A 26,019-nucleotide genomic window follows, 5' to 3' on the forward strand; every position below is an offset into this window, starting at 1 on the left:
ACCTTTGGGTGAGGGGGTTTACTTATGGATAAAAAACTAGAACCTTATTATTTAAGTGCGGAAACGGCATTATCTATAGTGTCTAAAAAATTCAACATAAAAATTGATATCAAAGAGGATGATATAAATTTAAGATTTAAAAAGTACGACAGAAATAACACTGATGACTCTATACAAATGAAGAATTTCTTTTTGTCGTTAGGGCTTTCTCTACAGGATATATTATTTAATAATGGTGAGGATTTACTAAATGAGCCTATGCCGATTTTACTATTAACACCAGAAATGAAGTGGATGGTGTGTGTGAGTGGCGGGCAAAAAATAAAGTTGGTAAACGCGCGCGGTGAACTCTGTTATGTTGAAATTGAAAATGAATATTTAAAAGAGTTATCTGCATTTAGTATACTACCTTTAAATAAAGTTGTTGATAGTATAAGAGTAAAAAATATCATAAAAAACTCTTTATCGATGAACAAGATTTTTTATACTAAATACTTTTTTTCATCTCTTTTTATGGCAATTTTTGCGTTAACTATCCCAGTATTTAGTAATCTGTTCTATGATAAGCTTGTTCCAAGCGCTTCGGTTTCATCTTTATTTGGCGTGGCTATAATTGTTGCTGTATTTATTGTTTTTGAGTTTATCCTTCGTACTTCGAAAGATATTTATCAGTCTATCACAGCAAGGCAGGATGACGTCGATATTGATATCGCATTTCTTGAAGCGGTACTTTATAGTAAAAAGAAAAATGGCAGATCCATGTCATCAGCATTTGTGCTATGGAATGAGTTTCAGAAAATTAAACCCGTTTTATTAAACTCGATCTTTCAACGTATAGCCGATATTCCAATATTTATTATATTTCTCATTGTTATATATGTAAATTTAGGTCTGGTTGTTATTGTACCTATTACCATGTTTATCGTCTCTATTATTATTTCCCTCGTTAACCACCATTATACTAATGAGTTAATGAACAAACAAAAAGAAGGACAGAAGAACAGGAATATTTTTATCTCAGAAGTTTTCTTATCTATTAAAATGATCCATACCTTAAATAATCAAGGTTTACTTTTTGATTGGGTTAATACGTCAAATGAACAGTCGTATCTTAACCTGAAGATAAGGAAATTAAATCTTATCTATCAATCTATATTGGGGAGTATGTCATCTATTACCCAAATAACTATTATGGTAATAGCCTTTTTTATGGTAATCAAGGGTGATGTTACTACTGGCGCAATTGTTTCATCTGTCATTGTCTCTGGCCGTATTTCCGGGATCATTTCGAATTTTTCTTCTACATTAATCTCTATTTTATCAGCAGAAAAAACCGGTAAGGATCTGCTTTCTTTTTTTGATGAAGATCAGGCAGAAAAAACACCGGCATTACAGTCAATATCAAAGTGCAATGGCGATATCTCTATCCGGGGCGTGAGTTATCAGTATGATGCTCAATCTCCGATGATTATTAACCGACTGTCTATAGACATACCTGCGGGGCAACGTGTCGCGGTGGTAGGCGAATGCGGAGCAGGAAAAAGCTCATTACTGGGAATGCTATCTGGCTACCTTTCGCCAACAGACGGTGCCATTTTATATGATGGATATAACTTAGGACATTTATCGCAGAACTTTTTTTCTCAGCATTTAAGCGTGGTGACGACACATGATGTTTTATTCACCGGAACCATTGAAAGTAATTTCGCGTTAAAACCGCAAAACGACAGGGGCCGGGTACTCAAGGCGCTTCAGCTGGCGAACTGTGGTTTTATCTTGCAACATCCTATGGGGCTGAAGTTTCCGGTGAATTTTATGGCTAAAAACCTGTCATCCGGACAGCAGCAGCAGTTATTATTAGCACGTAGTCTGAGTAGTGACGCCAGCGTCTTTTTATGGGATGAACCAACATCAAATCTGGATGAGAATACCGAGAAGCAAATTTTTGATAACTTAGATGAGTTTATTCATGGGAAAACGTTGATCATGGTGACGCATCGTCGATATCTGATAAAGTATTTTGACCGGGTCCTGGTAATGAAAGGTGGAAAAATAATCCGTGATTGTTCTCCGGATAAATTATTAATGTAAAATAAGCAGCGCTTGTCGCTGTTATCAGGTGGTACTGCTTAATAAAAAAGACCCGTTGCACAAACGGGTCTTTTTTGTCATTTAACGAGTCGGCAACGTCTTCAATAAGTTTAGCTCGATTCTGTTAGGGCTATTCCACTTGCCATTTTTGGATAACCACACCTGGCGGCCCTCATCAACGGCAATGCGAGGGACGTGATGGTGCGCAAGGCTACCCCTGGCGCGCGATTCCGCGTTGAGATAACCGGTGGGCGGCTTCAGCGGCAGCGATAGCGTATCAGGTCAGCACCATCGGCCATTCTGGCGGGGTCTGGCTCATCGTTTCGACCATTACGGCTTCAATGTTATGCCAGATCGCAGCGAGATCCATCATGGTAATACCGAGTAAACCGGTGGCAAACCAGCAGGCGGATACCACGCCCAGACCGCTACTGATCACCGCCAGACCAATATAATCTGATTTACGGAAACGGATATTGAGCGTGCTGGCTAAAAACATGAGCACGGCGCTCAGCAGTTGCCAGCGGAGAAGAACGACACCAGTGGTTATGGTAGCCATGAAACATTTCCTCTGAATAGACCTTTGTCCAGGACAGCACGGCGTTGTTCCCGGGAAACGTGGGACATTCTGGCTATCAACGGACATCACATCAACATCGAATGAAACATTGTTTCTATTTCATTGTTTTTGTGAACTATATCACAAAAAACAGCTTGTTCGCCAGATCGGCAATGTATTTTTTGTGCGTTTTATAACCGTATTTTTTGTGTGACTTCTACGCGTCCGTAGAGAAACTGCCGGAAAGCAAAGATGTATTATTACTACTCTTTTATTTTTTTTCGTGAAATTCAGACCTGATAAAAATATCAAGTTATTTATCAAAAGAAAGGAGTAAAGATGTATACCCCATCGTTTACTTGAGTATAAATCTGATATTATCAAAAATATTTAGTGTCCTGCCTGGTATGCGAAAGAGATTGCGCGTAGTTATTAATGGTAAATGTTGATCGGTAAAAGTCTGTTGCTAATATTGATAAATTCATGCACCGTAAACCTCCATTTGGTTCACGTCTTATTTTGCCAACAATAGTCACAAATAATGCAGGGAAATAGGCTGAAAATGAGTCAAAGCACACGACGCAAGGTGTTGAGATTTCTCGGAACGATCATTGTGGTGTTACTTCCTATATTGCTGGCGATCTGGTTTGCTCATATCCGGGCAGTCTCTGAAACCAGAAATCAGTTACATTCATTTGCGCAGTTGGTATTAGATAAAACGGAGCGGGTTATCCTGCAAGCAGATTTAGCCCGCGATGCCGCTGAACAATATCAGGGGCAAGCCTGTACGCCAGCCCATCAACAGCGAATGCTGAATATTATCCGCGGTCGTTTGTACATTAATGAGTTGATTTATGCTAAGGGCCAGCGTTTTCTATGCTCTACGGTTATGACGCCAACAAGTCCTTATTTTATTCCCCGCGCTGACTATAAACGAAAGCCTGACATCGCTATTTATTACTATCGTGATACGCCTTTTTTCAACGGTTATAAAATGACATATATGCAGCGGGGAAACTATGTCGCGGTTATCAATCCCTTATCTTATAGCGAGGTGATGTCAGACGATCCGGCGTTGGCCTGGGGAATGTATGATACGGTGACCAACACCTTTTTCTCCCTGAGTGAACAGGCGCAGGCTGATCAGCTATTACCTTTGGTACGACGGAGTGAACCTGTGTTCCAACAGGGTGAGCGTTTTTATACTCTGGTTAAATCAGCAAAACGACCGGTTGCCACGATTGTTTCAACCTCAAAGCAACGCTTTTACCAGAACCTCTTTCATCAGCTTACGTTAACGCTACCGTTAGGGATCATCTGTAGCATTATCGTCTTATTTATGTGGTCACGATCCCGGCAGGCATATTACTCACCGCGTCGATTGCTGCAACGGGCCATTACCAGGCACCAGCTTTGCCTTCATTATCAGCCGATCATTGATATCCGAAACGGGACATGTGTAGGTGCCGAAGCGCTATTGCGTTGGCCGGGCTATCACGGTCCGGTGATGAGCCCGTGCGAATTTATTCCGCTGGCGGAAAAAGAGGGGATGATTGAGCAGATCACCGATTATGTCGTCGAAGAGGTATTTAATGATTTAGGTGGTTTTCTGGCCGCGCACCCGCATCTTTATGTCTCTATCAATCTCTCTGCCGCTGATTTTCTCTCTTTCCGGCTAATTGTGATGATTCATGAAAAAACGCGTCAGCATTCAGTGCTTGCGCAACAGATAAAAGTTGAAGTGACCGAGCGCGGATTTATTGATGTGCCTAAAATGACGCCGATTATTCAGGCGTTTCGCCAGGCGGGATACGAGGTGGCAATTGATGACTTTGGTACCGGCTATTCGAACTTGCATAACCTGTACTCATTAAATGTCGACCTTTTAAAAATTGATAAATCTTTTGTCGACACGCTAACCACTAATAGCGCCAGCCATTTGATTGTGGAACATATTATTGAAATGGCGCAAAGTTTGCGGCTAAAAATCATTGCTGAGGGGGTTGAAACGGCTGAACAGGTTAGCTGGTTGCTAAAACGCGGCGTTCAGTATTGTCAGGGATGGCACTTTGCGAAGGCGTTGCCACCGCAGGAATTCATCGCCTGGTTACAACAAACGCCCGCGCCTCTGACGATACGCGGGCAGAGGCCCTACAGGCGGTGACGGTAATCGCTGGGAGTGCGATCGAACTCGCGGCGGAATACACGCGAGAAGGTTTGCTGCGATACATAGCCCAGGTCCATCGCGATATCAAAAATCGGGCGCTCGGTCGTTCGTAGCTCAACGGCCGCCAACAGGAGACGGCGCTGGCGAATATACTCGCCTAATGTTTGATGCGTTACCGTACGAAACATCCGCTGCAAATACCACTTGGAGTAGCCCGATTTTTTTGCCACCACATCAATGTTTAGCGGTTGGTCGATATGTTCATCAATCCATTCGATAAGGGTCTGAATTATCTGCTGATGCGACATATTGTTGCCTCTTAAACAGTATTCGATTCGTCGTTTTGTCTGCGGGCGAGTATAATTCCTCAAGTTAACTTGAGGTAAAGCGATTTATGGAAAAAAAATCTCCCCGTTTAAAAGCCTTACTGACGCCGGGGGAAGTTGCGAAACGTAGCGGTGTTGCTGTGTCCGCCCTGCACTTCTATGAAAGCAAAGGGCTAATTACCAGTATCCGTAATAGCGGTAACCAACGGCGATACAAGCGTGACGTGTTGCGTTATGTCGCGATTATCAAGATCGCCCAGCGTATCGGCATCCCGCTGGCAACTATCGGCGACGCGTTTGGTATCTTGCCGGAAGGACATACGTTAAGCGCGAAAGAGTGGAAGCAGCTCTCCTCGCAGTGGCGCGAAGAGTTAGACCGACGTATTCATACGCTGGTGGCGTTGCGCGATGAGCTGGACGGTTGTATCGGCTGCGGCTGTTTATCGCGTAGCGACTGTCCGCTGCGAAATCCAGGCGACAGGCTTGGCGAACACGGGACGGGCGCCCGGCTGCTTGAAGATGATTAACATGCACTCGGCCATCGGGCTGAGTTCACCTAAAACTAAAGCGCCGCTAAGGGCGCTTTAGTTTGTTTCCGGTCTTTGTCTTTCGCTCTATCCCGCTGATTACAGGAGGGTTTCCCCCGACGTCAACACCCCTCATATCGAGCACATGGTGGAGGTTCCGGTTTGTGTTGATACTGTAAGTGTAAGCGACGACGCCCTGTTCGCCAGCGAAATGCTGATTTTTTAGCCGAAATTTTTACGGCAACTGCCATAATTTTCTATAGTTAGTTGGCATACCTTACAGGAGACAGCCATGCTGACGGTGCACCATTTAAATCAGTCTCGTTCGCAGCGCATCCTCTGGGCGCTGGAAGAGCTGGCGTTGCCTTACCAGATTGTGCGTTACCAGCGTGAAAAGACCATGCTGGCGCCGCCGGCATTGAAAAAAGTGCATCCGCTGGGCAAGTCTCCGGTTATCGAAGATCACGGTATGGTTATTGCGGAATCGGGCGCCATCCTGGAATATTTGCAGGACACTTACGACAATATCGGACGCTTTAAGCCTGCGGATGCGCAGGGAAAACAACACTATCGATTCTGGCTACATTACGCTGAAGGTTCGCTCATGCCCTTGCTATTGATGAGACTGCTCTTTACCTCTCTGGGTAAACCGCCGGTCCCATTGGGCCTGCGAACGTTGGGCGGCGTTATCGGTAAGGGCGCGCAAAAAGCGTACCTCAATCCGCAACTGGAAACCCATGCGCGCTTTATTGACGGGCATCTGGCAAATCACCCCTGGTTTGCCGGAGAGCAGTTAAGTATGGCGGATATCCAGATGAGCTTCCCGCTATTTGCGCTGCTTGCCCGAGGCGGAATCGCTCATCTCGACCATATCAACGCATGGAAAGCGCGGGTAGAAATGCGTCCAGCCTGGCAGCGAGCGATTCAGCAGGGCGGTCCGTTTACCATTTCCGGCGGATAATGGCGTTTTTGTGAGCAGATTGCGCAACGTATTTGCTAACAGCGATGCGAAAAATTGTTGCTGGATTGCGCAGGGACGATAACGTTTGCGCATCGTCTGGCTATTTATTGAGCATACTAAGCAGAAAAGCATAAAAAGCGGCAAAGTTCAGTTGAAAAAGCGTTGATGATCGCTGGATAATCGTTTGCTTTTTTTTGCCACCCGTTTTGTATACGTGGAGCTAAACGTTTGCTTTTTTTGCGGCGCCCCGGCTGTCGTAAATGTAGCACAAGGAGATAACGTTGCGCTGTTAGTGGATTACCTCCCACGTATACCGACGAATAATAAATTCTCAGGGGATGTTTTCTATGTCTACGCCTTCAGCGCGTACCGGCGGTTCACTCGACGCCTGGTTTAAAATTTCACAACGCGGGAGCACCGTTCGCCAGGAAGTCGTTGCTGGCTTAACCACGTTTCTCGCGATGGTTTACTCCGTCATCGTGGTGCCAGGGATGCTGGGTAAAGCCGGGTTCCCGCCTGCCGCCGTCTTTGTAGCGACCTGCCTGGTCGCAGGCGTCGGCTCTATTGTTATGGGGCTATGGGCGAATCTGCCGCTGGCTATCGGTTGTGCCATATCGTTGACAGCGTTTACCGCGTTTAGCCTGGTCCTGGGGCAGCATATTAGCGTCCCGGTCGCGCTTGGCGCCGTATTCCTGATGGGCGTACTGTTTACCGTTATCTCCGCCACCGGCATTCGTAGCTGGATTTTGCGTAACTTGCCGCAGGGCGTGGCCCACGGAACCGGTATCGGTATTGGCCTGTTTTTGTTGCTGATTGCCGCCAACGGCGTCGGCCTGGTCATTAAAAACCCGCTGGATGGCCTGCCGGTCGCGCTGGGCGATTTCGATACCTTCCCGGTGATTATGTCGCTTGTGGGTCTGGCTGTTATTCTCGGTCTGGAAAAGCTGAAAGTCCCCGGCGGCATTCTGTTGACCATTATTGGCATTTCTATTGTGGGTTTGCTCTTCGATCCTAACGTCCATTTTTCCGGCATTTTCGCCATGCCTTCGTTGAGCGATGAAAACGGCAACTCGCTGATCGGCAGCCTGGATATTATGGGCGCGTTAAACCCTGTCGTTCTGCCAAGCGTGCTGGCGCTGGTGATGACGGCGGTGTTTGATGCGACCGGCACGATTCGTGCGGTCGCAGGGCAGGCTAATCTGCTGGACAAAGACGGACAAATTATCGATGGCGGCAAAGCGCTAACCACCGACTCACTGAGTAGCGTTTTCTCCGGCCTAGTCGGGGCGGCGCCAGCCGCGGTGTATATCGAGTCTGCGGCCGGTACGGCGGCGGGTGGTAAAACGGGCCTGACGGCGATTACCGTGGGCGTGCTGTTTTTGCTGATCCTGTTTCTTTCGCCGCTCTCTTATCTCGTTCCCGTCTACGCAACCGCCCCGGCGCTCATGTATGTCGGTCTGCTGATGCTGAGTAACGTGGCGAAAATCGATTTTGCTGATTTCGTCGATGCGATGGCGGGGCTGGTAACGGCCGTATTTATTGTACTGACCTGTAACATCGTCACCGGGATTATGATCGGCTTTGCCACGCTGGTCGTCGGGCGTCTGGTTTCCGGTGAATGGCGTAAGCTGAATATCGGAACTGTCGTCATTGCGGTCGCGCTGGTCGCTTTTTATGCCGGCGGCTGGGCTATCTAGTTCTGCCTTCATTTTGAAAAACGGGCGGCGTTGGTCGCCCGTTTTCATTTTCAGGACACATCACGTTACCTTTTGCGTTAATCTGAAGAAGGTGAAACCGAGGCATGATGCCTCTCTCCATCATAAAAAACATCGCAAACAGGGAACGCATGGAAATTTTCTTCACAATACTCATCATGACCCTTGTGGTCTCGCTGTCGGGGGTATTTACGCGTGTATTACCCTTCCAGCTTCCTTTACCCCTTATGCAGATCGCCATTGGCGCGCTGTTGGCGTGGCCGACGTTTGGTTTGCATGTGGAATTCGACCCGGAACTCTTCCTGGTGCTGTTTATTCCGCCGCTGCTGTTTGCGGATGGCTGGAAGACGCCGACCCGTGAATTTCTTGAGCATGGACGAGAGATTTTCGGGCTGGCGCTGGCGCTGGTCCTGGTAACGGTCGTGGGAATCGGCTTCCTGATTTATTGGCTGGTGCCCGGCATTCCGCTGATCCCCGCCTTTGCGCTGGCCGCCGTGCTGTCACCGACCGATGCGGTAGCGCTCTCCGGAATTGTGGGCGAGGGGCGTATCCCGAAAAAAATCATGGGCATTCTGCAGGGAGAGGCGTTAATGAACGACGCCTCCGGTCTGGTATCGCTGAAATTCGCCGTCGCGGTGGCGATGGGGACGATGGTCTTTACCGTCGGCGGCGCGACGCTGGAATTTTTTAAGGTCGCTATCGGCGGTATTCTGGCGGGTTTTGTGGTCAGTTGGCTGTATGGCCGCTCGCTGCGTTTTTTGAGCCGCTGGGGCGGCGATGAACCCGCGACGCAAATCGTCCTGCTGTTTCTGCTGCCCTTCGCGTCTTACCTGATTGCCGAACATATTGGCGTCTCAGGCATCCTGGCCGCGGTTGCCGCCGGGATGACCATCACCCGTTCTGGCGTAATGCGCCGCGCGCCGCTGGCAATGCGTTTGCGCGCGAACAGTACCTGGGCGATGCTGGAATTTGTCTTTAACGGTATGGTCTTTCTGCTGTTGGGACTGCAACTGCCGGGGATTCTGGAATCTTCGCTGGCGGCGGCGGAAGCTGACCCGAATGTCGAAACCTGGATGCTCTTTACCGATATCGTGCTGATTTATGCGGCATTGATGCTGGTTCGCTTCGGCTGGCTGTGGACCATGAAAAAGTTCAGCCTGCGCTTTTTGAAGAAGAAACCGATGGAGTTCGCCAGCTGGACGTCGCGTGAAATTCTGATTGCTTCCTTCGCTGGCGTTCGTGGGGCGATCACCCTGGCTGGTGTGCTCTCTATACCGTTACTTTTGCCGGATGGCAGCGGATTTCCGGCGCGTTATGAACTGGTATTCCTGGCGGCTGGCGTCATTCTGTTCTCGTTGTTTGTCGGTGTGATCATGCTGCCGCTGCTGTTGCAACATCTGGAAGTCGCCGATCATGCGCAACAGTTGAAAGAGGAGCGTATCGCCCGCGCGGCGACGGCGGAAGTGGCGATTGTCGCCATTCAGAAAATGGAAGAGCGTCTGGCGGCGGATACCGAAGAAAACATCGATAATCAGTTGCTTACTGAAGTAAGCTCACGTGTCATTGGTAACTTGCGTCGCCGTGCCGATGGGCGAAACGATGTCGAAAGCTCCATACAGGAAGAAAACCTGGAGCGACGTTTCCGTCTGGCGGCGCTGCGTTCCGAACGCGCCGAGTTGTATCATCTGCGCGCCACGCGAGAAATCAGCAATGAAACATTGCAAAAGCTGCTGCACGACCTGGATTTGATGGAAGCGCTACTGATAGAAAATCAGTAGTCCTTGTGGCCCGGTGGCGCCATGCTTACCGGGCCTACAAGTAGGCCGGATAAGGTGCTTGCGCCGCCATCCGGCAAGGGTTTTAACCTATGGCTTACGGTTGTTTCAGCCAAAATCCTTCGCAACAGGTTAACCATGCCCGGGCGCTGTGCGACAGATACACGCCCTCTCGCCAAATCATGCCTAACTGCCAGCGGAGATCGCTTTCCAGCGGTAGCCAGCGCAGCGTGGCCTTATCCAGACGCTGACAAATCGGCTCCGGCAAAATGGCGATACCGACGCCCGCTTGCACCATGGCGGCGAGAAAATCCCATTGCCCGCTGCGCACGGCAATCCGTGGTTTTACGTCATGCTGGCTAAATAAGGTCATCAACTGGCGGCTCAGGGCAAAGTCTTCGTTATAGATAAGAAGAGGATGCTCCGCCAGAGCTTCAGGCGCGATGGAGTCGCAGGTTGTCCACTGACCGGAACGGGGAACCAGCACGCACAGCGGATGGCTGAACAGCGATAATGTCGTCAGCCCGCTCGCTTCTTCCACCGGGAGCGCGGTCATCGCAACATCCAGCTCGCCATTCATTACCGCCTGCTGTACCGTCAGGCCGCCAAACTCCGAAATTTTGAGTTCAACGCCAGGGTAGCGTTGTCGAAACAAACTGATTGGCCCGGCCATCAACATGCCGACCATCGGGGGAATACCCAGCCGCAGCACGCCCTTATTGAGATGGTTAATATCGCTCAACTCGGCCTCTAACTGGCGAAACTCAGCGAGGATCGCCAGACCGCGTTCAAACACCACGCGTCCGGTATCGGTCAGCAATAACTTACGTCCGTCGCGGATCAGTAGCGTACAGTTAAGCTCATCTTCAAGATTTTTCAGCATCTTGCTAATGGTGGGCTGGGTGACAAATAACTTCTCCGCTGCGCGGGTGAAACTTTGCTGGCGCACCACCTCGACAAAATAACGCAGCGTTCTGATATCCATGATTATTCCTTCCGACTATGCCTGCAATGATTTTAATTCATTTCTGCCCGTGACGGAGGTTCTCTATACTGGCGCTCCGTATTATTTTTCAGGACATTCCCTCATGGCTGTGGCGATAAGCCGCGTTACGCCTGCCGTTGTGCAACGACTCCAGGTACCGGTTCAGGTACTGCTCTATGCAGGTTTATTCATTTTTTCCCAATATCTTGTCTCCTGGCTGCACCTGCCGTTGCCCGCGAATCTGGTCGGCATGGTGCTTATGTTGGCGCTGATCGTTTGCCGGATTATTCCGCTTAGCTGGGTACGCGCAGGCGCACGCTGGCTGCTGGCGGAGATGCTGTTATTCTTTGTTCCCGCCGTCGTGGCGGTAGTGAACTATGCCCATCTGTTACTGGTGGACGGCTGGCGCATTTTCTCGGTGATAGCGATCAGTACCTTAATGGTACTCGGCGCGACGGCGTGGGTGGTGGATAAAGTGTATCGCTATGAGATGAGCAGGCTAAACCGTGAATAACGTTCAGTTAAGCGTACTGTGCCTGGTGATTACGCTGGGAATTTACTTCGCCAATAAGCGTCTGTATCGCCGTTTTCGCAAATTGCCGTTGATGCCATTAGTGTTGACGCCGGCACTGCTGGTGTTAATGCTGGTGTTCGGTCATATCTCCTGGCAAAACTACATTGGTGAATCGCACTGGCTATTGTGGCTGCTCGGCCCGGCGACTATTGCCTTTGCGGTGCCGGTGTACGATAACCTCGCGATTATCAAACGTCACTGGATGTCGCTCACCGCGGGCGTAGTGACGGCGACGGTGGTGGCAGTCACCAGTTCCGTTTGGCTGGCGCGTCTGTTCACGTTATCGGATGAGATTCAGCGTAGTCTGGCGGTACGTTCCGTTACTACGCTGTTTGCGCTGGCGGCGGCAGAACCCCTGGGCGGGCAGCCGGATCTGGTGGCGCTGTTCGTGGTCGTCACTGGCGTGTTTGGCATGGCGGTCGGCGACGCGCTATTTTTGCGTCTCTCTATCCGGGAAGGCATGGCAAAAGGGGCAGGATTCGGCGCGGCGTCACATGGGGCGGGCACGGCGCGTTCCTATGAACTTGGTCAGCAGGAGGGCGTCGTCGCCAGTCTGGTCATGATGCTGTCCGGCGTGGTGATGGTGCTGGCAGCCCCGCTGGTGGCGAGGGTGATGTTCTGATTTTCCTCCGACCCACGGGGCCGGAGGAAACGGTAAGATTAATGCGCACGCCCTTGTTCTACGCCGAATCCCGTTTGGGAGCGAATAAACTGAGCGCGGAACTGCTCACGTTCACGGTTGCCTTCTGCCGAGTTATCGGTGGCCGAGAAAAACCAGATCCCCAGGAACGCCACGCTGATAGAGAACAGCGCCGGATACTCATACGGGAAGATCGCTTTTTCATGGCCGAGGATCTGCACCCAAATGGTAGGGCCAAGAATCATCAGCACCACCGCTGTCAGTAAACCTAACCAGCCGCCCAGCATAGCGCCGCGCGTGGTCAGTTTTGACCAGTACATGGAAAGCAGAATGATGGGGAAGTTGCAGCTCGCGGCGATAGCAAACGCCAGGCCCACCATAAAGGCGATGTTTTGATTTTCAAACAGGACGCCGAGGATAATGGCGATCACGCCCAGCACCAGGACGGTGATTTTCGACACCTTCAGCTCTTCACGTTCGGTTGCGCCTTTGCGGAACACGTTAGCGTACAAATCATGCGACACCGCCGATGCGCCCGCCAGCGTCAGACCGGCGACCACCGCCAGAATGGTGGCAAACGCCACTGCCGAAATAAAGCCGAGGAACAGGTTGCCGCCTACCGCGTTGGCCAGATGCACCGCCGCCATGTTATTGCCGCCAATCAGCGCGCCCGCGGCATCTTTATAGGCTGGATTCGCCCCCACCAGCATGATAGCGCCGAAGCCGATAATAAAGGTCAGAATGTAGAAATAGCCCATAAAACCGGTGGCGTAGAACACGCTCTTGCGCGCTTCGCGGGCATCGCTGACCGTAAAGAAACGCATCAGAATATGCGGCAAACCGGCGGTGCCGAACATCAGTCCCAGACCCAACGACAATGCCGAAATCGGATCTTGCACCAATCCTCCTGGGCTCATAATCGCCGTGCCTTTCGGGTGTACCGCCATGGCTTCGGTAAACAGATTATTGAAGCTAAAGCCGACGTGTTTCATCACCATAAAGGCCATAAAACTGGCGCCAAACAGCAACAGGACGGCTTTGATAATTTGCACCCACGTTGTCGCCAGCATCCCGCCGAACAGCACGTACATCATCATCAGCACGCCGACCAGCACCACAGCGATGTGATAGTTGAGGCCGAACAGCAGTTCAATCAGTTTACCGGCGCCGACCATTTGGGCGATGAGATAAAGCGCCACCACTACCAGGGAGCCACAGGCCGAAAGAATACGGATTGGCCCCTGTTTCAGGCGATAAGAGGCAACGTCAGCAAAAGTATAACGTCCCAGATTACGCAGGCGCTCGGCAATCAAAAACAGGATGATTGGCCAGCCGACAAGGAAGCCCAGCGAATAGATCAGCCCGTCATAACCGGAGGTAAACACCAGAGCGGAAATGCCGAGAAATGACGCGGCGGACATATAGTCGCCGGCAATCGCCAGGCCGTTCTGGAACCCGGTGATATTGCCGCCAGCCGTGTAGTAGTCGCTACGGGAACGTACGCGTTTAGAGGCCCAGTAGGTAATACCGAGCGTAAAAACGACGAAAATCAAAAACATGATAATCGCCTGCCAGTTGGTGGGCTGGCGTTCAACCGCGCCGCTAATGGCATCCGCCGCATGAGCGGCGAAGGGGAGTGCGGCGGCAAGCGCCGTCAGAACTCTCTTCATAATGCTTTCACCTCATGCAGTACGGCGTTATTAAGACGATCGAATTCGCCGTTCGCCCGCCAGATATAAATTCCGGTCAACACAAAAGAAATCACAATCACCCCGACGCCAATGGGAATTCCTCGGGTGACGCTGGTTCCCGCATGTAGAGGCGTGCCCAGCCAGCCAGGCGCGAAGGCGATCAGTAAAATAAAGCTGATATAAACCGCCAGCATGATAACCGACAGAATCGTGGCAAACCGTTGCCGTTTTTCAACTAATTCCCTGAAACGCGCACTGTCTTCTATCCGCTGATAAATTTGGTCATTCATCACAGAGCTCTCCAGAGGTCCCCCTGCGTCTTTCGCGCTACAGGCGCGTTGGCCGCACTCGCGCGCCCCAGCCACATAGTGAACTATGCTGCTGAGGGTGTGCTCGCTTGCCGCCTTCCTGTAACACGAAATCCTTTGGGGGAGGGTTTTTTATATTTCCCTCTCCCGGTTTGAGAGAGGGCAGGGGTAGGGTCGTAGGCCGGATAAAACGCTTTCGCGTTGCCATCCGGCATTTATGGTTATGACGGCATCGCGATGGCCTGCTTCTCTTCGAGCAGTTTCTCCACCACGCCAGGATCGGCGAGAGTCGAGGTATCGCCCAGATTGCTGGTATCGCCCGCCGCGATTTTGCGCAAAATACGGCGCATAATTTTGCCGGAACGGGTTTTTGGCAGTGAGTCGGTCCAGTGCAGCACGTCCGGCGTCGCCAGCGGGCCAATCTCTTTACGTACCCAGTTGCGCACCTCCGCGTACAGTTCTGGCGACGGCTCCTCGCCGTGGTTGAGCGTCACATAAGCGTAAATCGCCTGGCCTTTGATAGCGTGTGGAATACCCACCACCGCCGCTTCGGCGATCTTCGGATGCGCCACCAGCGCCGATTCGATTTCCGCCGTACCCAGACGGTGGCCGGAGACGTTTAACACGTCATCCACGCGACCGGTGATCCAGTAATAGCCGTCCTCATCGCGACGCGCGCCGTCGCCGCTGAAATACATATTCTTAAAGGTAGAGAAATAGGTCTGCTCAAAACGTTCATGATCGCCGAACAGAGTGCGCGCCTGGCCCGGCCAGGAATCGGTGATGACCAGATTGCCTTCCGTCGCGCCTTCTTGCGGATGGCCTTCGTTATCCACCAGCGCAGGCTGTACGCCAAAGAAAGGACGGGTGGCGGAACCGGCTTTCAGTTCGATAGCGCCCGGTAGCGGAGTGATCATAAAACCGCCTGTTTCAGTCTGCCACCAGGTGTCGACGACCGGACATTTTTCCTTGCCGATCTTCTTCCAGTACCATTCCCACGCTTCGGGATTGATCGGCTCGCCGACGGAACCCAGAATGCGCAGTGAAGAACGGTCGGTGCCTTCAATGGCTTTATCGCCTTCCGCCATCAGCGCGCGGATGGCCGTCGGGGCGGTATAGAGAATGTTGACCTGGTGTTTGTCGACCACCTGGCACATGCGAGCGGGCGTTGGCCAATTCGGCACGCCTTCAAACATTAAGGTGGTCGCGCCGCAGGCCAGCGGGCCATACAACAGATAGCTGTGCCCCGTCACCCAACCCACATCGGCGGTACACCAGTAAATATCGCCAGGGTGATAATCAAAGACATACTTAAAGGTGGTCGCGGCGTAGACCAGATAGCCGCCGGTGGTGTGCAGCACGCCTTTCGGCTTGCCGGTGGAGCCGGAGGTATAAAGGATAAACAGCGGATCTTCGGCATTCATCGCTTCAGGCTGGTGCTCAGGGCTGGCTTTTTCAATCAAATCGCGCCACCACAGGTCGCGGCCTTCTTGCCAGTCAATGTCGCTGCCGGTGCGCTTCAGGACGATCACATGCTCAACGCTAGTGACATTCGGGTTTTTCAGCGCGTCATCGACATTCTTTTTCAGCGGGATACTGCGTCCGGCACGTACACCTTCGTCAGCGGTGATCACCAGCCGCGAGCTGGAGTCGATAATGCGTCCGGCGACGGCTTCCGGCGAGAAGCCCCCGAAGATCACCGAATGCACCGCACCGATGCGGGCGCAGGCCAACATTGCCATCGCCGCTTCCGGCACCATCGGCATATAAATCGCTACCACATCGCCTTTTTTAATGCCCAGATCCAGCAGTGTATTCGCGAAACGGCAGACATCGCGATGCAGTTCGCGATAAGAGATATGTTTACTCTGCGACGCGTCATCGCCTTCCCAGATAATGGCGGTGCGATCGCCATTTTCCTGCAAATGGCGGTCAAGACAGTTCGCCGCCAGATTCAGCGTGCCGTCCTCGTACCATTTAATCGACACATTGCCTGGCGCAAAGGAGGTGTTTTTCACTTTTTGGTACGGCGTGATCCAATCGAGAATTTTTCCCTGTTCGCCCCAAAACGTATCGGGGTCGTTAATAGACTGTTTATATTTAGTCTCATACTGCTCTGGATTTATCAGGCAACGATCCGCAATGTTGGCGGGAATGGCGTGTTTATGTGTTTGGCTCATGCTGTTGTTCTCCTTGTAGGATGTTAATAATATGTCGCATAAACGTTAAATGTAGGGTCTTAATAAGTTTTGTTTAGTATTTGGGCGACAGATCACGCAAAAAGGGAACTGTGCAAATAAGCAGCAATCTATTTTTTGATTGTGTCCCGCAAAATTAGATAAATTTTCGGGATAACATGACGTTATATGAAATTTTTAAAAAAAGTGATCCGTGTCCGGAAATCAGAAAAGAGAGGGAGTTTTGTCCAGGTTACTAACTCTAAAGTGGTATTTTACATACACTTACAATTGATTAAAGACAACATTTTAAGTGTGGTTATTTGTTACACATAGAGGAGAGCAATGTAATAACAGTATTTGTGCGGTTGCTGTTATGGAAAACGATAAAAAATCGCCATTAAAGATAATGGCGCAATCTGGATGAGACCTCTATGGCAAGGAAAACACTACGCGCACGCCGTTTCTTCAGCCTTATATTTCCTTTTTTCTTCATTACCTCTGTTTACGCTGAGCAAACGCCTGAATCCGCAAAAACCGTTACTGTTGAAGCGAAAAATGAAACGTTCGCGCCTCAACACCCCGACCAATATCAGTCATGGAAAGCGACGTCAGAACAGTCTGCCCGTGAAGATGCGCTGGCGGAAGACCCTCGTCTGGTGATCCTGTGGGCGGGCTATCCCTTCTCCCGTGACTACAACAAACCACGCGGCCACGCGTATGCGGTAACTGACGTGCGCGAAACGCTGCGTACCGGCGCGCCAAAAACGGCGGAAGACGGCCCGCTGCCGATGGCCTGCTGGAGTTGTAAAAGCCCTGATGTCGCGCGCCTTATCCAACAAGAAGGCGAAGACGGCTACTTCCATGGCAAATGGGCGCGCGGCGGCCCGGAAATTGTCAACGATTTGGGCTGTGCCGACTGTCATAACACCGCGTCGGACGATTTCGCCCAGGGGAAGCCAGCGTTAACGTTGTCGCGCCCCTATGCCGAACGGGCGATGGAGGCTATCGGCAAACCGTTTGATAAAGCGGGACGATTTGATCAGCAATCGATGGTCTGCGGTCAGTGCCACGTGGAGTACTACTTTGACGGTAAAAACAAAGCCGTTAAATTTCCGTGGGACGAAGGCATGAAGGTCGAAAATATGGAGCAATACTACGACGCCATCGCTTTCTCTGACTGGACTAACTCGCTGTCGAAAACGCCAATGCTCAAAGCGCAGCACCCGGAATATGAAACCTGGAGCGCGGGCATTCACGGTAAGAACAACGTGACCTGTATCGACTGTCACATGCCGAAAGTACAGAACGCCGAAGGCAAGCTCTACACCGACCATAAAATCGGCAACCCGTTCGACAATTTCGCGCAAACCTGCGCCAACTGCCACACCCAGGACAAAGCGTCCCTGCAAAAAGTGGTCGCCGAGCGTAAACAGGCGATTCATGACCTGAAAATCAAGGTTGAAGATCAGCTGGTACATGCGCACTTCGAAGCGAAAGCCGCATGGGATGCGGGGGCGACAGACGCGGAAATGAAACCGATTCTGAACGATATTCGCCACGCGCAGTGGCGTTGGGATCTGGCGATTGCGTCACACGGTATTCATATGCATGCCCCGGAAGAAGGTCTACGGATGTTAGGCAGTGCGATGGATAAAGCCGCGGATGCCCGTACTAAACTGGCGCGACTGCTGGCGACCAAAGGCATTACCCATGAAATTCCGCTGCCGGATATTTCGACGAAAGAGAAGGCGCAGAAAGCGATTGGTTTGAATATGCAACAAATCAACGCGGAGAAGCAGGACTTCCTGAAAACGGTCGTACCGCAGTGGGAAGATCAGGCGCGTAAAAACGGTCTGTTAAGCCAATAACCTCACATGTGACAAATTTGCCGGATGACAGCGCAAGCGCTTTATCCGGCCTACAGAAGTCTTGTAGGCCTTAAAGCTGCGCGCCATCAGGCATTATGTAATGGAGTGAATATGAGCGTATTACGTTCGTTATTAACTGCTGGGGTGCTGGCGTCAGGCCTGTTCTGGAGCCTGAGTGGAATTACTGCCACGCCAACGCCGCAGGAGTCGGATCAACGCTGGACGGTCACCCAGCAGCGTAATCCGGATGCTGCCTGTCTGGACTGTCACAAGCCGGACACCGAAGGTATGCACGGTAAACATACGGGCGCTATCAACCCGAACAATAAATTGCCGATAACCTGTACCAACTGCCACGGTCAACCGTCGCTTCACCACCGTGAAGGGGTGAAAGATGTGATGCGTTTTAACGACCCGATGTATACGGTAGAGCAACAGAACAGCGTCTGTATGTCTTGCCACTTGCCTGAACAACTGCAAAAAGCGTTCTGGCCGCACGATGTTCATGTTACTAAAGTGACCTGCGCCAGTTGCCATTCCCTGCATCCGCAGCAAGACACGATGCAGACGCTAAGCGAGAAAGGGCGGATCAAAATATGCGTGGATTGCCACAGCGATCAGCGTACTAACCCGCACTTTAACCCGGCGTCCGTTCCGTTGCTTAAGGAGCAGCCATGAGTTGCACCCGACGTCAATTTATTACCCGCGTCGGCGCGCTGGCGGTGGTCAGTGGGATGGCAGGACGCGTTGTAGCGAACACGTTGAATATTAACGGCGTGCGTTATGGCATGGTACACGATGAGTCATTATGCATCGGCTGCACGGCCTGCATGGATGCCTGTCGGGAAGTCAACAACGTGCCGGAAGGCGTATCGCGCCTGACGATTATTCGCAGCGAGCCGCAGGGGACGTTTCCTGATGTGAAATATCGCTTCTTCCGCCACTCGTGCCAGCATTGCGACCATGCCCCCTGCGTTGACGTCTGCCCGACCGGCGCATCATTCCGCGATGCCGCCAGCGGTATTGTCGACGTGAACCCGGACCTTTGCGTCGGCTGCCAGTACTGCATTGCCGCGTGTCCCTACCGCGTGCGCTTTATCCATCCGGTCAGTAAGACGGCGGATAAATGCGATTTCTGCCGGAAAACCAACCTGAAAGCGGGCAAACAGCCCGCCTGCGTTGAGTCATGCCCGACGAAGGCGCTGACGTTTGGTAATCTGGACGATCCCAACAGCGATATTTCCCGTTTGTTGCGGCAGAAAACCACCTATCGTTACAAGCTGGCGCTGGGCACAAAACCGAAGGTCTACCGCGTTCCCTTTAACTATGGGGAGGTGAGCCAATGACATCCGCTTCTGCATTTCATTTTGCATCACTGGTGTGGGACTGGCCCATCGCCATCTATCTGTTTCTGATTGGCATCTCCGCCGGACTGGTTACGTTGGCGATTCTGCTGCGCCGCTTCCATCCGGAGGCGGGCGGTTCGGACAGCACGCTGCTGCGCACTACGCTGGTGTTAGGGCCGGGGGCGATTATCTTCGGTCTGCTGATTCTGGTCTTTCACCTGACGCGCCCGTGGACCTTCTGGAAGCTGATGTTCCACTACAGCTTTACCTCGGTGATGTCGATGGGGGTGATGCTGTTCCAGTTGTACATGGTAGTGCTGGTGCTGTGGCTGGCGAAAATCTTTGAAAAAGAGGTGATTGCCCTGCAGCAGCGTTGGCTGCCGCGGTTAGAGATCGTGCAGAAAGTGTTGGCGCTAATAACGCCGTTTCATCGCGCGCTGGAGACGTTAATGCTGGTGCTGGCGGTCCTGCTCGGGGCGTACACCGGCTTTCTGCTGTCGGCGCTGAAATCCTATCCGTTCCTGAATAACCCGATCCTGCCGGCGCTGTTCCTGTTCTCCGGCATCTCCTCCGGCGCGGCGGTGGCGCTGATCGCTATGGCGTTACGCCATCGTAGCAACCCGCACAGCACCGAGGCGCGCTTTGTACATCGCATGGAAACCCCAGTGGTATGGCTGGAGATCTTCCTGCTGGCGGCCTTTTTTATCGGGCTGGCGCTGGGCGATGACGGCAAAATGCGCGCGCTGGCGGCGGCGCTGGGCGGCGGATTCTGGAGCTGGTGGTTCTGGCTTGGCGTCGTAGGGCTGGGATTGATTATCCCGCTGCTGCTGAAACCCTGGGCAAATCGTAGCGTCACGTTTCACGGCGTGCTGGCCGTTTGCGGCGCCAGTTTGACCGGCGTGCTGTTGCTGCGCTTTTTCATTCTTTATGCGGGACAGCTAACGGTTGCATAATCTGGACATCTTCCTTCCTGAAGCCGGATTTCTGGCGCTGTTGTTGAGTCTCGGGGTCAACGTGTTGACCCCGCTGGCGACGTGGTGCGGGATGGGGCAGCACTGGCGCGGCGTCATGCGCCTGACGACCTGCGGCGCGTGGACGGCGTTCACGCTGCTGCTACTGGCGTTTGCGATTCTGGTTAGCTGTTTTCTGACCAGCGATTTTTCGGTCGTTTATGTTGCGCAGCATAGCCATAGTCAGTTGTCATGGGGACTGAAACTGGCGGCGGTATGGGGCGGTCATGAAGGTTCGCTCCTGCTGTGGGCGCTGCTTCTTTCGGGGTGGACGGCGCTATTCGCCTGGCGCTCCCGGCATGAATCTGACGCGCTTTTTCCGCTGACCCTGAGCATCTTGTCCTTCATTATGGCCTCGCTGCTGCTATTTATTGTGCTGTGGTCCGATCCGTTCCTGCGTATTTTCCCTCCCGCCATGGAAGGGCGCGACCTTAATCCCATGCTGCAACATCTGGGGCTGATCTTACATCCGCCGCTGCTCTATCTGGGTTATGGCGGCCTGATGACCGCGGCGAGCGTAGCGCTGGCTTCGCTACTGTGCGGCGGCTTTAACGCCGCAACCGCCTGGGTTTGCTGGCGCTGGGTGTTACCGGGTTGGTGCGCTCTGACGCTGGGGATCATTCTCGGATCGTGGTGGGCATATTGCGAACTGGGCTGGGGCGGCTGGTGGTTCTGGGACCCGGTGGAAAATGCCTCGTTGTTGCCGTGGCTTGCCGCCAGCGCGTTGCTGCACAGTCTGTATGTCAGCCGCCAGCGCGGGAGCTTCCGCCACTGGTCGTTGCTGCTGGCGATACTGACGCTGATCCTCTCGTTGCTGGGAACGCTGATTGTGCGTTCCGGCATTCTGCTCTCCGTCCATGCTTTTGCGCTGGATAACGTGCGCGCGGTGCCGCTGTTTATCCTTTTTGCCGCGTTAAGTCTGGCATCGCTTGCTCTGTACGGCTGGCGGGCACGGGAGCCGTATCCGGCGACGCGTTTGGGCGGCGGAAAGTGCGAAACGCTCATTCTGACGACGCTGCTGCTCTTTAGCGCCGTCTTGTTGATCGTGCTGGTCGGGACGCTCTACCCCATGATTTATGGTTTGATGGGCTGGGGAAGGCTTTCGGTGGGCGCGCCCTATTTTAATCGCGTCACGCTGCCGTTTGGCCTGCTGATGCTGGTAGTTATCGTGCTGGCGACAATCAGAAGCCGCAAAGTCTCTGTGCGTTGTCAGCTTCCGGCATTGCTGGCGCATACGGGCGTATTTATCTTCGCCGCCGGGATCATGGTTTCCAGCGGTAGTCGGCATGAAATCAGCCTTAACCTCAACCCCGGCCAGCAGGTGGTACTGGCGGGCTATACCTTTCGTTTCGAGCGTCTGGATCTGGAAGCCAAAGGCAACTACACCAGTGAAAAAGCGCGGATCACGTTGTGGCGGAATGAAAAACTCATTGGCAGCCTGCAGCCTGAAAGGCGCTTCTATGCCGCGCGTCGTCAACAGATGATGGAGCCGGGGATTCACTGGAACCTGCTACATGACTGGTACGCGGTGATGGGCGAAAAAACCGGACCGGATCGTTACGCCATGCGCTTATACGTGCAGACCGGCGTGCGCTGGATCTGGGGTGGGGGATTGTTGATGGTGTGTGGAGCGCTGCTGAGCGGATGGCGGGGGAGGAAGCATCCTGAGTTATTGCCTGATGGCGCTGCGCTTATCAGGCCTACGAGTGAAAAGCATGGTAGGCCGGATAAGGCGTTTACGCCGCCATCCGGCAAGACGATGTTACTTGTGGCTTTTCTGATTTTTCTGCCTTTTACCACCCACGCCCAGGTGGTGGATACCTGGCGCTTTGACAATCCACAACAGCAGGAAAAAGCGCTATCTATTGCCAGTCAACTGCGCTGTCCGCAGTGTCAGAACCAGAATTTGCTGGAATCCAATGCGCCCGTGGCGGTCAGTATGCGCCATCAGGTTTACAGCATGGTGGCCGAAGGTAAAAGCGAAGCGGAAATCACCGCCTGGATGACCGACCGTTATGGTGATTTCGTACGCTACAACCCGCCGTTGAATGAGCAAACGCTGCTGTTGTGGGCGCTGCCGTGCCTGCTGTTATTGCTGGTGGGCGTGGTGGTCTGGCGGGTGAGAAAGCGTCAGCACGCAGAAGAGGGGGAACAATGAGCCAGTCTGAACACTCCACTGCGCCGTTACGTCCCATGCCCGTAAAGCATCTGGCGGCTGCGGCGGTGTTGATGGTGGCTGCCTGTGTCGGCGGCTATCTGTTGACGCCGAAATGGCAGGCTGTGCGTAGCGAGCAACAGCGTCTGGCCGATCCGCTACGTGACTTTACGAACCCGCAAACGCCAGAGGCGCAGCTTTCCAGGCTGCAAGAAAAAATCCGCGCCAATCCGCAGGATAGCGAGCAATGGGCACGGCTGGGCGAGTATTATCTCTATCGCAATGCGTATGACAATGCGCTGCTGGCATATCGTCAGGCGTTGCGTCTGCGAGGCGATAACGCGCAGCTTTTCGCCGCGCTGGCAACGGTGCTGTATTACCAGGCCGGGCAACATATGACGCCTGCGACGCGTGAAATGATTAATAAAGCGTTAGCGCTGGATGCGACAGAAGTGACCGCGCAGATGCTGCTGGCGGCGGATGCGTTTATGCAGGCGGATTATGCGCAAGCCGTGTCGCTGTGGCAAACCTTACTGGATGCCAACTCGCCGCGAGTGAACCGCGCGCAGCTGGTAGAGGCCATTAATTTGGCTAAATTGTTACAAAATCGGCAGAAATAATTTTTTCTTTTTTGTGACTTTTGTCATGTGTGCTGTTTAAAAAAACGGCGAATGAGACACAAGTAAAAATTAATTACCTCAGTGTATTATTCGTTTTTGACGAAGTAAAAAACTTTCCATAACAAATAGTTATTCATCATTAACGCCATAAACTCGCGTTATTATGCATAAAAACAGCCAAAAGCCCTGTTATGAAAGGGTTGCGCAAGACGCTATGCAAATGATACTGATTATGCGCGTTAAAAAACTCTACAAACCAACGCAACACAAATCATACCCTTTCAGTATGTATTGCTCTCATGCTTTCGGCGGAGAGCAACGCTTCATCGAGGAAGTCTGTTGTTATGAAAAATTTGAAAGTCAGCCTGGCCTGGCAAATTTTGCTGGCTATGGTGCTGGGCATTCTGTTGGGCAGCTATCTGCATTATCACAGTGACAGTCGTGAATGGCTGATTGCCAACCTGCTGTCGCCTGCTGGCGATATCTTTATCCATCTGATTAAAATGATCGTCGTGCCGATCGTGATCTCGACTCTGATTGTCGGCATCGCCGGCGTTGGCGATGCGAAACAGCTAGGCCGTATCGGCGCCAAAACCATTCTCTATTTTGAACTGATCACCACGGTGGCGATTATCCTCGGCATTACGCTGGCGAATGTCTTTCAGCCAGGCTCAGGCATTGATATGTCGCAACTGGCGACCGTCGATATTTCGAAATACCAGAACACCACGGCGGAAGTACAAAGTCATGCGCATGGGCTGATGGGGACGATACTGTCGCTGGTGCCGACCAATATCATCGCATCGATGGCCAAAGGGGATATGCTGCCAATTATCTTTTTCTCGGTCCTGTTTGGGCTGGGGTTGTCGTCCCTGCCGGCAACGCACCGCGAACCGCTGGTGACGGTATTTCGTTCCATCTCTGAAACCATGTTTAAAGTCACCCATATGGTGATGCGCTATGCGCCAGTGGGCGTTTTTGCGCTGATCGCCGTCACGGTGGCGAATTTTGGTTTCGCGTCGCTGTGGCCGCTGGCGAAACTGGTGCTGCTGGTACACTTTGCCATTATCTTCTTTGCGCTGGTGGTGCTGGGCATCGTGGCGCGCCTGTGCGGGTTAAGTATCTGGATTCTGATTCGCATTCTGAAAGATGAATTGATTCTGGCGTACTCGACCGCCAGCTCCGAGAGCGTACTGCCGCGCATTATCGAGAAGATGGAAGCTTACGGCGCGCCAGCCTCTATCACCAGTTTCGTGGTACCGACCGGTTACTCATTTAACCTCGACGGCTCCACGTTATACCAGAGCATCGCCGCCATTTTTATCGCGCAGCTATACGGTATCGACCTGTCGTTGTGGCAGGAAATTGTACTGGTGCTGACGCTGATGGTGACGTCGAAAGGGATTGCCGGCGTGCCTGGCGTTTCCTTCGTGGTGTTACTGGCAACGCTGGGAAGCGTGGGCATTCCGCTGGAAGGGCTGGCGTTTATCGCTGGTGTCGACCGTATCCTCGACATGGCGCGTACTGCGCTAAATGTGGTGGGGAATGCGCTGGCGGTGCTGGTGATCGCCAAGTGGGAACACAAGTTTGACCGCAAAAAAGCGCTGGCCTACGAGCGCGACGTGCTGGGCAAATTTGATAAGACCGCCCAATAACGGATTGCCGGATGGCGCTTTGCTTATCCGGCCTACAGCGAAAGAGAATGTAGGCCGGATAAGGCGTTCACGCTGCCATCCGACAACCTGCTCCGGTTTGCCTGATGGCGCTACGCTTATCAGGCCTACAACGACTACGTTCATCCGGCAATAAACATCAGCCATTTGTTAGCGTTTCGAACTCTTCGCAACCGGTATCAAACCCTTCCAGACAGCTTAGATTCAACCAATGCAACGCCTTTTGCTTGTTCTTTTCAATAAAGCCCGGTTCTCCGTTTAAAAACATCATTCCCGCCCAGTATTCTGAATAGCCGGTACGGGAAATAGCGGAACTGCGTTTGAAATACCAGGCGGCTTTTTCATCATCGGCGGCAATGCCCACGCCGTTGGCGTAAATCAGGCCAAGCAACATTTGCGCATCCACCGCGGAGTCGTTATCCAGATCTTCAGAGGCCTTTTGCAGCAGCGAGATGGCTTTTGGGTAGTCCGGGCGCCCGGCCTGGGTGTTGACCAGGATCCGCGCCAGCGTAATTTCGCCCGCTTTACTGCCCGCGTTAGCCGCCTTTTCAGCCAGCTTTTTCGCGTCGGGATAATCCAGGCTTACCGGATTAGTGATTTTGATTTGCGCCAGTAGCGCGCAGGCGTCGGCGTCGCCACTGTCGGCGGCTTTTTGCGCCCAGTATTCAGCTTTGTTCAAATCGCCATAGCTCAACCAACTGTCGGCCAGAAAATATTGTGCGCGTCTGTCACCTGCCTCTGCTGCCTGCAAATACTGGCTACCCGGCTCAGGATCTGCGGCATGGGCAAAGAATGTCATAAACAACATCAATGCAAGAAGTAGTTTCATTTTGAATTTTATTTAGGGT

Annotated in this window: 22 protein-coding genes; 15 read left to right on the top strand and 7 right to left on the bottom strand. The window is 52.3% G+C overall.

Annotated elements, in window-relative coordinates; genetic code table 11:
* Window positions 1–24 precede the first annotated feature (24 nt).
* Window positions 25–2,091 (top strand): SPI-4 type I secretion system protein SiiF, encoded by a 2,067-nt coding sequence (siiF, locus tag N7E69_RS10285; RefSeq protein ID WP_001751581.1) that lies wholly within the window; start codon window positions 25–27, stop codon window positions 2,089–2,091.
* 277 nt (window positions 2,092–2,368) lie between these two features.
* On the opposite strand, the gene N7E69_RS10290 is transcribed toward siiF, so the two are convergent.
* Window positions 2,369–2,650, bottom strand: a complete 282-nt coding sequence (locus tag N7E69_RS10290) for a YjcB family protein (RefSeq protein ID WP_000201429.1) — start codon at window positions 2,648–2,650, stop codon at window positions 2,369–2,371.
* A 562-nt stretch (window positions 2,651–3,212) separates the two neighbouring features.
* Here N7E69_RS10290 and N7E69_RS10295 point away from each other — a divergent pair.
* Window positions 3,213–4,814, top strand: a complete 1,602-nt coding sequence (locus N7E69_RS10295; RefSeq protein ID WP_000083641.1) for an EAL domain-containing protein — start codon at window positions 3,213–3,215, stop codon at window positions 4,812–4,814.
* Here the strand turns inward: N7E69_RS10295 and soxS are convergent.
* Window positions 4,802–5,125: a superoxide response transcriptional regulator SoxS gene (soxS, locus tag N7E69_RS10300; RefSeq protein WP_000019483.1), complete on the bottom strand. Its 324-nt coding sequence runs from the start codon at window positions 5,123–5,125 to the stop codon at window positions 4,802–4,804. The genes N7E69_RS10295 and soxS overlap by 13 nt on opposite strands.
* A gap of 86 nt (window positions 5,126–5,211) precedes the next feature.
* On the opposite strand from soxS, the gene soxR reads away from it, so the two are divergent.
* The 4 genes from soxR (at window position 5,212) to N7E69_RS10320 (ending at window position 10,124) form a co-directional block, all read left to right on the top strand.
* The gene (gene soxR / locus N7E69_RS10305) at window positions 5,212–5,670 is read left to right on the top strand and encodes a redox-sensitive transcriptional activator SoxR (RefSeq protein WP_000412686.1); all 459 of its coding nucleotides are present in this window, start codon (window positions 5,212–5,214) and stop codon (window positions 5,668–5,670) included.
* A 292-nt stretch (window positions 5,671–5,962) separates the two neighbouring features.
* Window positions 5,963–6,631: a glutathione S-transferase family protein gene (locus N7E69_RS10310; RefSeq protein WP_000958572.1), complete on the top strand. Its 669-nt coding sequence runs from the start codon at window positions 5,963–5,965 to the stop codon at window positions 6,629–6,631.
* Between the two features lie 347 nt (window positions 6,632–6,978).
* A complete protein-coding gene (ghxP, locus tag N7E69_RS10315) occupies window positions 6,979–8,328 on the top strand; it encodes a guanine/hypoxanthine transporter GhxP (RefSeq protein ID WP_000106907.1) in 1,350 nt (449 codons plus the stop codon).
* Window positions 8,329–8,477: 149 nt separating this feature from the next.
* Window positions 8,478–10,124 (top strand): Na+/H+ antiporter, encoded by a 1,647-nt coding sequence (locus N7E69_RS10320; protein ID WP_000402189.1) that lies wholly within the window; start codon window positions 8,478–8,480, stop codon window positions 10,122–10,124.
* Between the two features lie 94 nt (window positions 10,125–10,218).
* Here N7E69_RS10320 and N7E69_RS10325 read toward each other — a convergent pair whose 3' ends face one another.
* On the bottom strand, window positions 10,219–11,106 hold the full coding sequence (locus N7E69_RS10325) for a LysR family transcriptional regulator (RefSeq protein ID WP_000354962.1): 888 nt from the start codon (window positions 11,104–11,106) through the stop codon (window positions 10,219–10,221).
* A gap of 103 nt (window positions 11,107–11,209) precedes the next feature.
* Here N7E69_RS10325 and N7E69_RS10330 point away from each other — a divergent pair, with 103 nt between their 5' ends.
* Window positions 11,210–11,620, top strand: coding sequence for a CidA/LrgA family protein (locus tag N7E69_RS10330; protein ID WP_000257347.1), 411 nt, complete (start codon window positions 11,210–11,212; stop codon window positions 11,618–11,620).
* Window positions 11,613–12,302 carry an LrgB family protein gene (locus N7E69_RS10335; RefSeq protein WP_001067093.1) on the top strand — a complete coding sequence of 230 codons (690 nt, stop codon included), beginning with the start codon at window positions 11,613–11,615 and terminating at the stop codon, window positions 12,300–12,302. Before N7E69_RS10330 ends, N7E69_RS10335 begins: the two co-directional genes overlap by 8 nt.
* Window positions 12,303–12,340: 38 nt before the next feature.
* Here N7E69_RS10335 and actP read toward each other — a convergent pair whose 3' ends face one another.
* From actP to acs, 3 genes are all read right to left on the bottom strand, one after another.
* Complete coding sequence (gene actP, locus N7E69_RS10340) at window positions 12,341–13,990, bottom strand: cation/acetate symporter ActP (protein WP_000832535.1); 1,650 nt, start codon at window positions 13,988–13,990, stop codon at window positions 12,341–12,343.
* Window positions 13,987–14,301 (bottom strand): DUF485 domain-containing protein, encoded by a 315-nt coding sequence (locus N7E69_RS10345; protein ID WP_000999620.1) that lies wholly within the window; start codon window positions 14,299–14,301, stop codon window positions 13,987–13,989. Before N7E69_RS10345 ends, actP begins: the two co-directional genes overlap by 4 nt.
* Window positions 14,302–14,540: 239 nt before the next feature.
* Complete coding sequence (acs, locus tag N7E69_RS10350; RefSeq protein WP_000083868.1) at window positions 14,541–16,499, bottom strand: acetate--CoA ligase; 1,959 nt, start codon at window positions 16,497–16,499, stop codon at window positions 14,541–14,543.
* 431 nt (window positions 16,500–16,930) lie between these two features.
* Between acs and nrfA the strand changes: the two genes are divergently transcribed.
* The 7 genes from nrfA to gltP all read left to right on the top strand — a co-directional run bounded on the left by nrfA (window position 16,931) and on the right by gltP (window position 25,153).
* Window positions 16,931–18,367, top strand: coding sequence for an ammonia-forming nitrite reductase cytochrome c552 subunit (gene nrfA, locus N7E69_RS10355; protein ID WP_000101775.1), 1,437 nt, complete (start codon window positions 16,931–16,933; stop codon window positions 18,365–18,367).
* 111 nt (window positions 18,368–18,478) lie between these two features.
* Complete coding sequence (gene nrfB, locus N7E69_RS10360) at window positions 18,479–19,045, top strand: cytochrome c nitrite reductase pentaheme subunit (RefSeq protein ID WP_000115065.1); 567 nt, start codon at window positions 18,479–18,481, stop codon at window positions 19,043–19,045.
* A complete protein-coding gene (gene nrfC / locus N7E69_RS10365) occupies window positions 19,042–19,713 on the top strand; it encodes a cytochrome c nitrite reductase Fe-S protein (RefSeq protein WP_001278035.1) in 672 nt (223 codons plus the stop codon). Before nrfB ends, nrfC begins: the two co-directional genes overlap by 4 nt.
* Window positions 19,710–20,666 (top strand): cytochrome c nitrite reductase subunit NrfD, encoded by a 957-nt coding sequence (gene nrfD, locus N7E69_RS10370; RefSeq protein ID WP_000199624.1) that lies wholly within the window; start codon window positions 19,710–19,712, stop codon window positions 20,664–20,666. The genes nrfC and nrfD overlap by 4 nt, the downstream gene beginning before the upstream one ends.
* Window positions 20,659–22,881 carry a heme lyase NrfEFG subunit NrfEF gene (nrfEF, locus tag N7E69_RS10375; RefSeq protein ID WP_000551708.1) on the top strand — a complete coding sequence of 741 codons (2,223 nt, stop codon included), beginning with the start codon at window positions 20,659–20,661 and terminating at the stop codon, window positions 22,879–22,881. Before nrfD ends, nrfEF begins: the two co-directional genes overlap by 8 nt.
* Window positions 22,878–23,498, top strand: a complete 621-nt coding sequence (nrfG, locus tag N7E69_RS10380; RefSeq protein WP_000083223.1) for a heme lyase NrfEFG subunit NrfG — start codon at window positions 22,878–22,880, stop codon at window positions 23,496–23,498. Before nrfEF ends, nrfG begins: the two co-directional genes overlap by 4 nt.
* A gap of 344 nt (window positions 23,499–23,842) precedes the next feature.
* Complete coding sequence (gltP, locus tag N7E69_RS10385; protein ID WP_000793278.1) at window positions 23,843–25,153, top strand: glutamate/aspartate:proton symporter GltP; 1,311 nt, start codon at window positions 23,843–23,845, stop codon at window positions 25,151–25,153.
* Window positions 25,154–25,310: 157 nt separating this feature from the next.
* Here the strand turns inward: gltP and yjcO are convergent, their stop codons facing one another.
* Window positions 25,311–26,000, bottom strand: coding sequence for a Sel1 family TPR-like repeat protein YjcO (gene yjcO, locus N7E69_RS10390; protein ID WP_000771454.1), 690 nt, complete (start codon window positions 25,998–26,000; stop codon window positions 25,311–25,313).
* Between the last annotated feature and the right edge of the window lie 19 nt (window positions 26,001–26,019).

Origin of the sequence: Salmonella sp. 3C, from assembly GCF_025426275.1 — a bacterium.
GTDB classification, from domain to species: Bacteria; Pseudomonadota; Gammaproteobacteria; order Enterobacterales; family Enterobacteriaceae; genus Salmonella; species Salmonella enterica.

What these genes read in the sequence shown, in the direction of transcription:
- siiF (WP_001751581.1), top strand. Translation starts at nt 25, where the DNA reads ATGGATAAAAAACTAGAACCTTATTATTTAAGTGCGGAAACGGCATTA.
- N7E69_RS10290 (WP_000201429.1), bottom strand. Translation starts at nt 2,650, where the DNA reads ATGGCTACCATAACCACTGGTGTCGTTCTTCTCCGCTGGCAACTGCTG.
- N7E69_RS10295 (WP_000083641.1), top strand. Translation starts at nt 3,213, where the DNA reads ATGAGTCAAAGCACACGACGCAAGGTGTTGAGATTTCTCGGAACGATC.
- soxS (WP_000019483.1), bottom strand. Translation starts at nt 5,125, where the DNA reads ATGTCGCATCAGCAGATAATTCAGACCCTTATCGAATGGATTGATGAA.
- soxR (WP_000412686.1), top strand. Translation starts at nt 5,212, where the DNA reads ATGGAAAAAAAATCTCCCCGTTTAAAAGCCTTACTGACGCCGGGGGAA.
- N7E69_RS10310 (WP_000958572.1), top strand. Translation starts at nt 5,963, where the DNA reads ATGCTGACGGTGCACCATTTAAATCAGTCTCGTTCGCAGCGCATCCTC.
- ghxP (WP_000106907.1), top strand. Translation starts at nt 6,979, where the DNA reads ATGTCTACGCCTTCAGCGCGTACCGGCGGTTCACTCGACGCCTGGTTT.
- N7E69_RS10320 (WP_000402189.1), top strand. Translation starts at nt 8,478, where the DNA reads ATGGAAATTTTCTTCACAATACTCATCATGACCCTTGTGGTCTCGCTG.
- N7E69_RS10325 (WP_000354962.1), bottom strand. Translation starts at nt 11,106, where the DNA reads ATGGATATCAGAACGCTGCGTTATTTTGTCGAGGTGGTGCGCCAGCAA.
- N7E69_RS10330 (WP_000257347.1), top strand. Translation starts at nt 11,210, where the DNA reads ATGGCTGTGGCGATAAGCCGCGTTACGCCTGCCGTTGTGCAACGACTC.
- actP (WP_000832535.1), bottom strand. Translation starts at nt 13,990, where the DNA reads ATGAAGAGAGTTCTGACGGCGCTTGCCGCCGCACTCCCCTTCGCCGCT.
- N7E69_RS10345 (WP_000999620.1), bottom strand. Translation starts at nt 14,301, where the DNA reads ATGAATGACCAAATTTATCAGCGGATAGAAGACAGTGCGCGTTTCAGG.
- acs (WP_000083868.1), bottom strand. Translation starts at nt 16,499, where the DNA reads ATGAGCCAAACACATAAACACGCCATTCCCGCCAACATTGCGGATCGT.
- nrfA (WP_000101775.1), top strand. Translation starts at nt 16,931, where the DNA reads ATGGCAAGGAAAACACTACGCGCACGCCGTTTCTTCAGCCTTATATTT.
- nrfB (WP_000115065.1), top strand. Translation starts at nt 18,479, where the DNA reads ATGAGCGTATTACGTTCGTTATTAACTGCTGGGGTGCTGGCGTCAGGC.
- nrfC (WP_001278035.1), top strand. Translation starts at nt 19,042, where the DNA reads ATGAGTTGCACCCGACGTCAATTTATTACCCGCGTCGGCGCGCTGGCG.
- nrfD (WP_000199624.1), top strand. Translation starts at nt 19,710, where the DNA reads ATGACATCCGCTTCTGCATTTCATTTTGCATCACTGGTGTGGGACTGG.
- nrfG (WP_000083223.1), top strand. Translation starts at nt 22,878, where the DNA reads ATGAGCCAGTCTGAACACTCCACTGCGCCGTTACGTCCCATGCCCGTA.
- gltP (WP_000793278.1), top strand. Translation starts at nt 23,843, where the DNA reads ATGAAAAATTTGAAAGTCAGCCTGGCCTGGCAAATTTTGCTGGCTATG.
- yjcO (WP_000771454.1), bottom strand. Translation starts at nt 26,000, where the DNA reads ATGAAACTACTTCTTGCATTGATGTTGTTTATGACATTCTTTGCCCAT.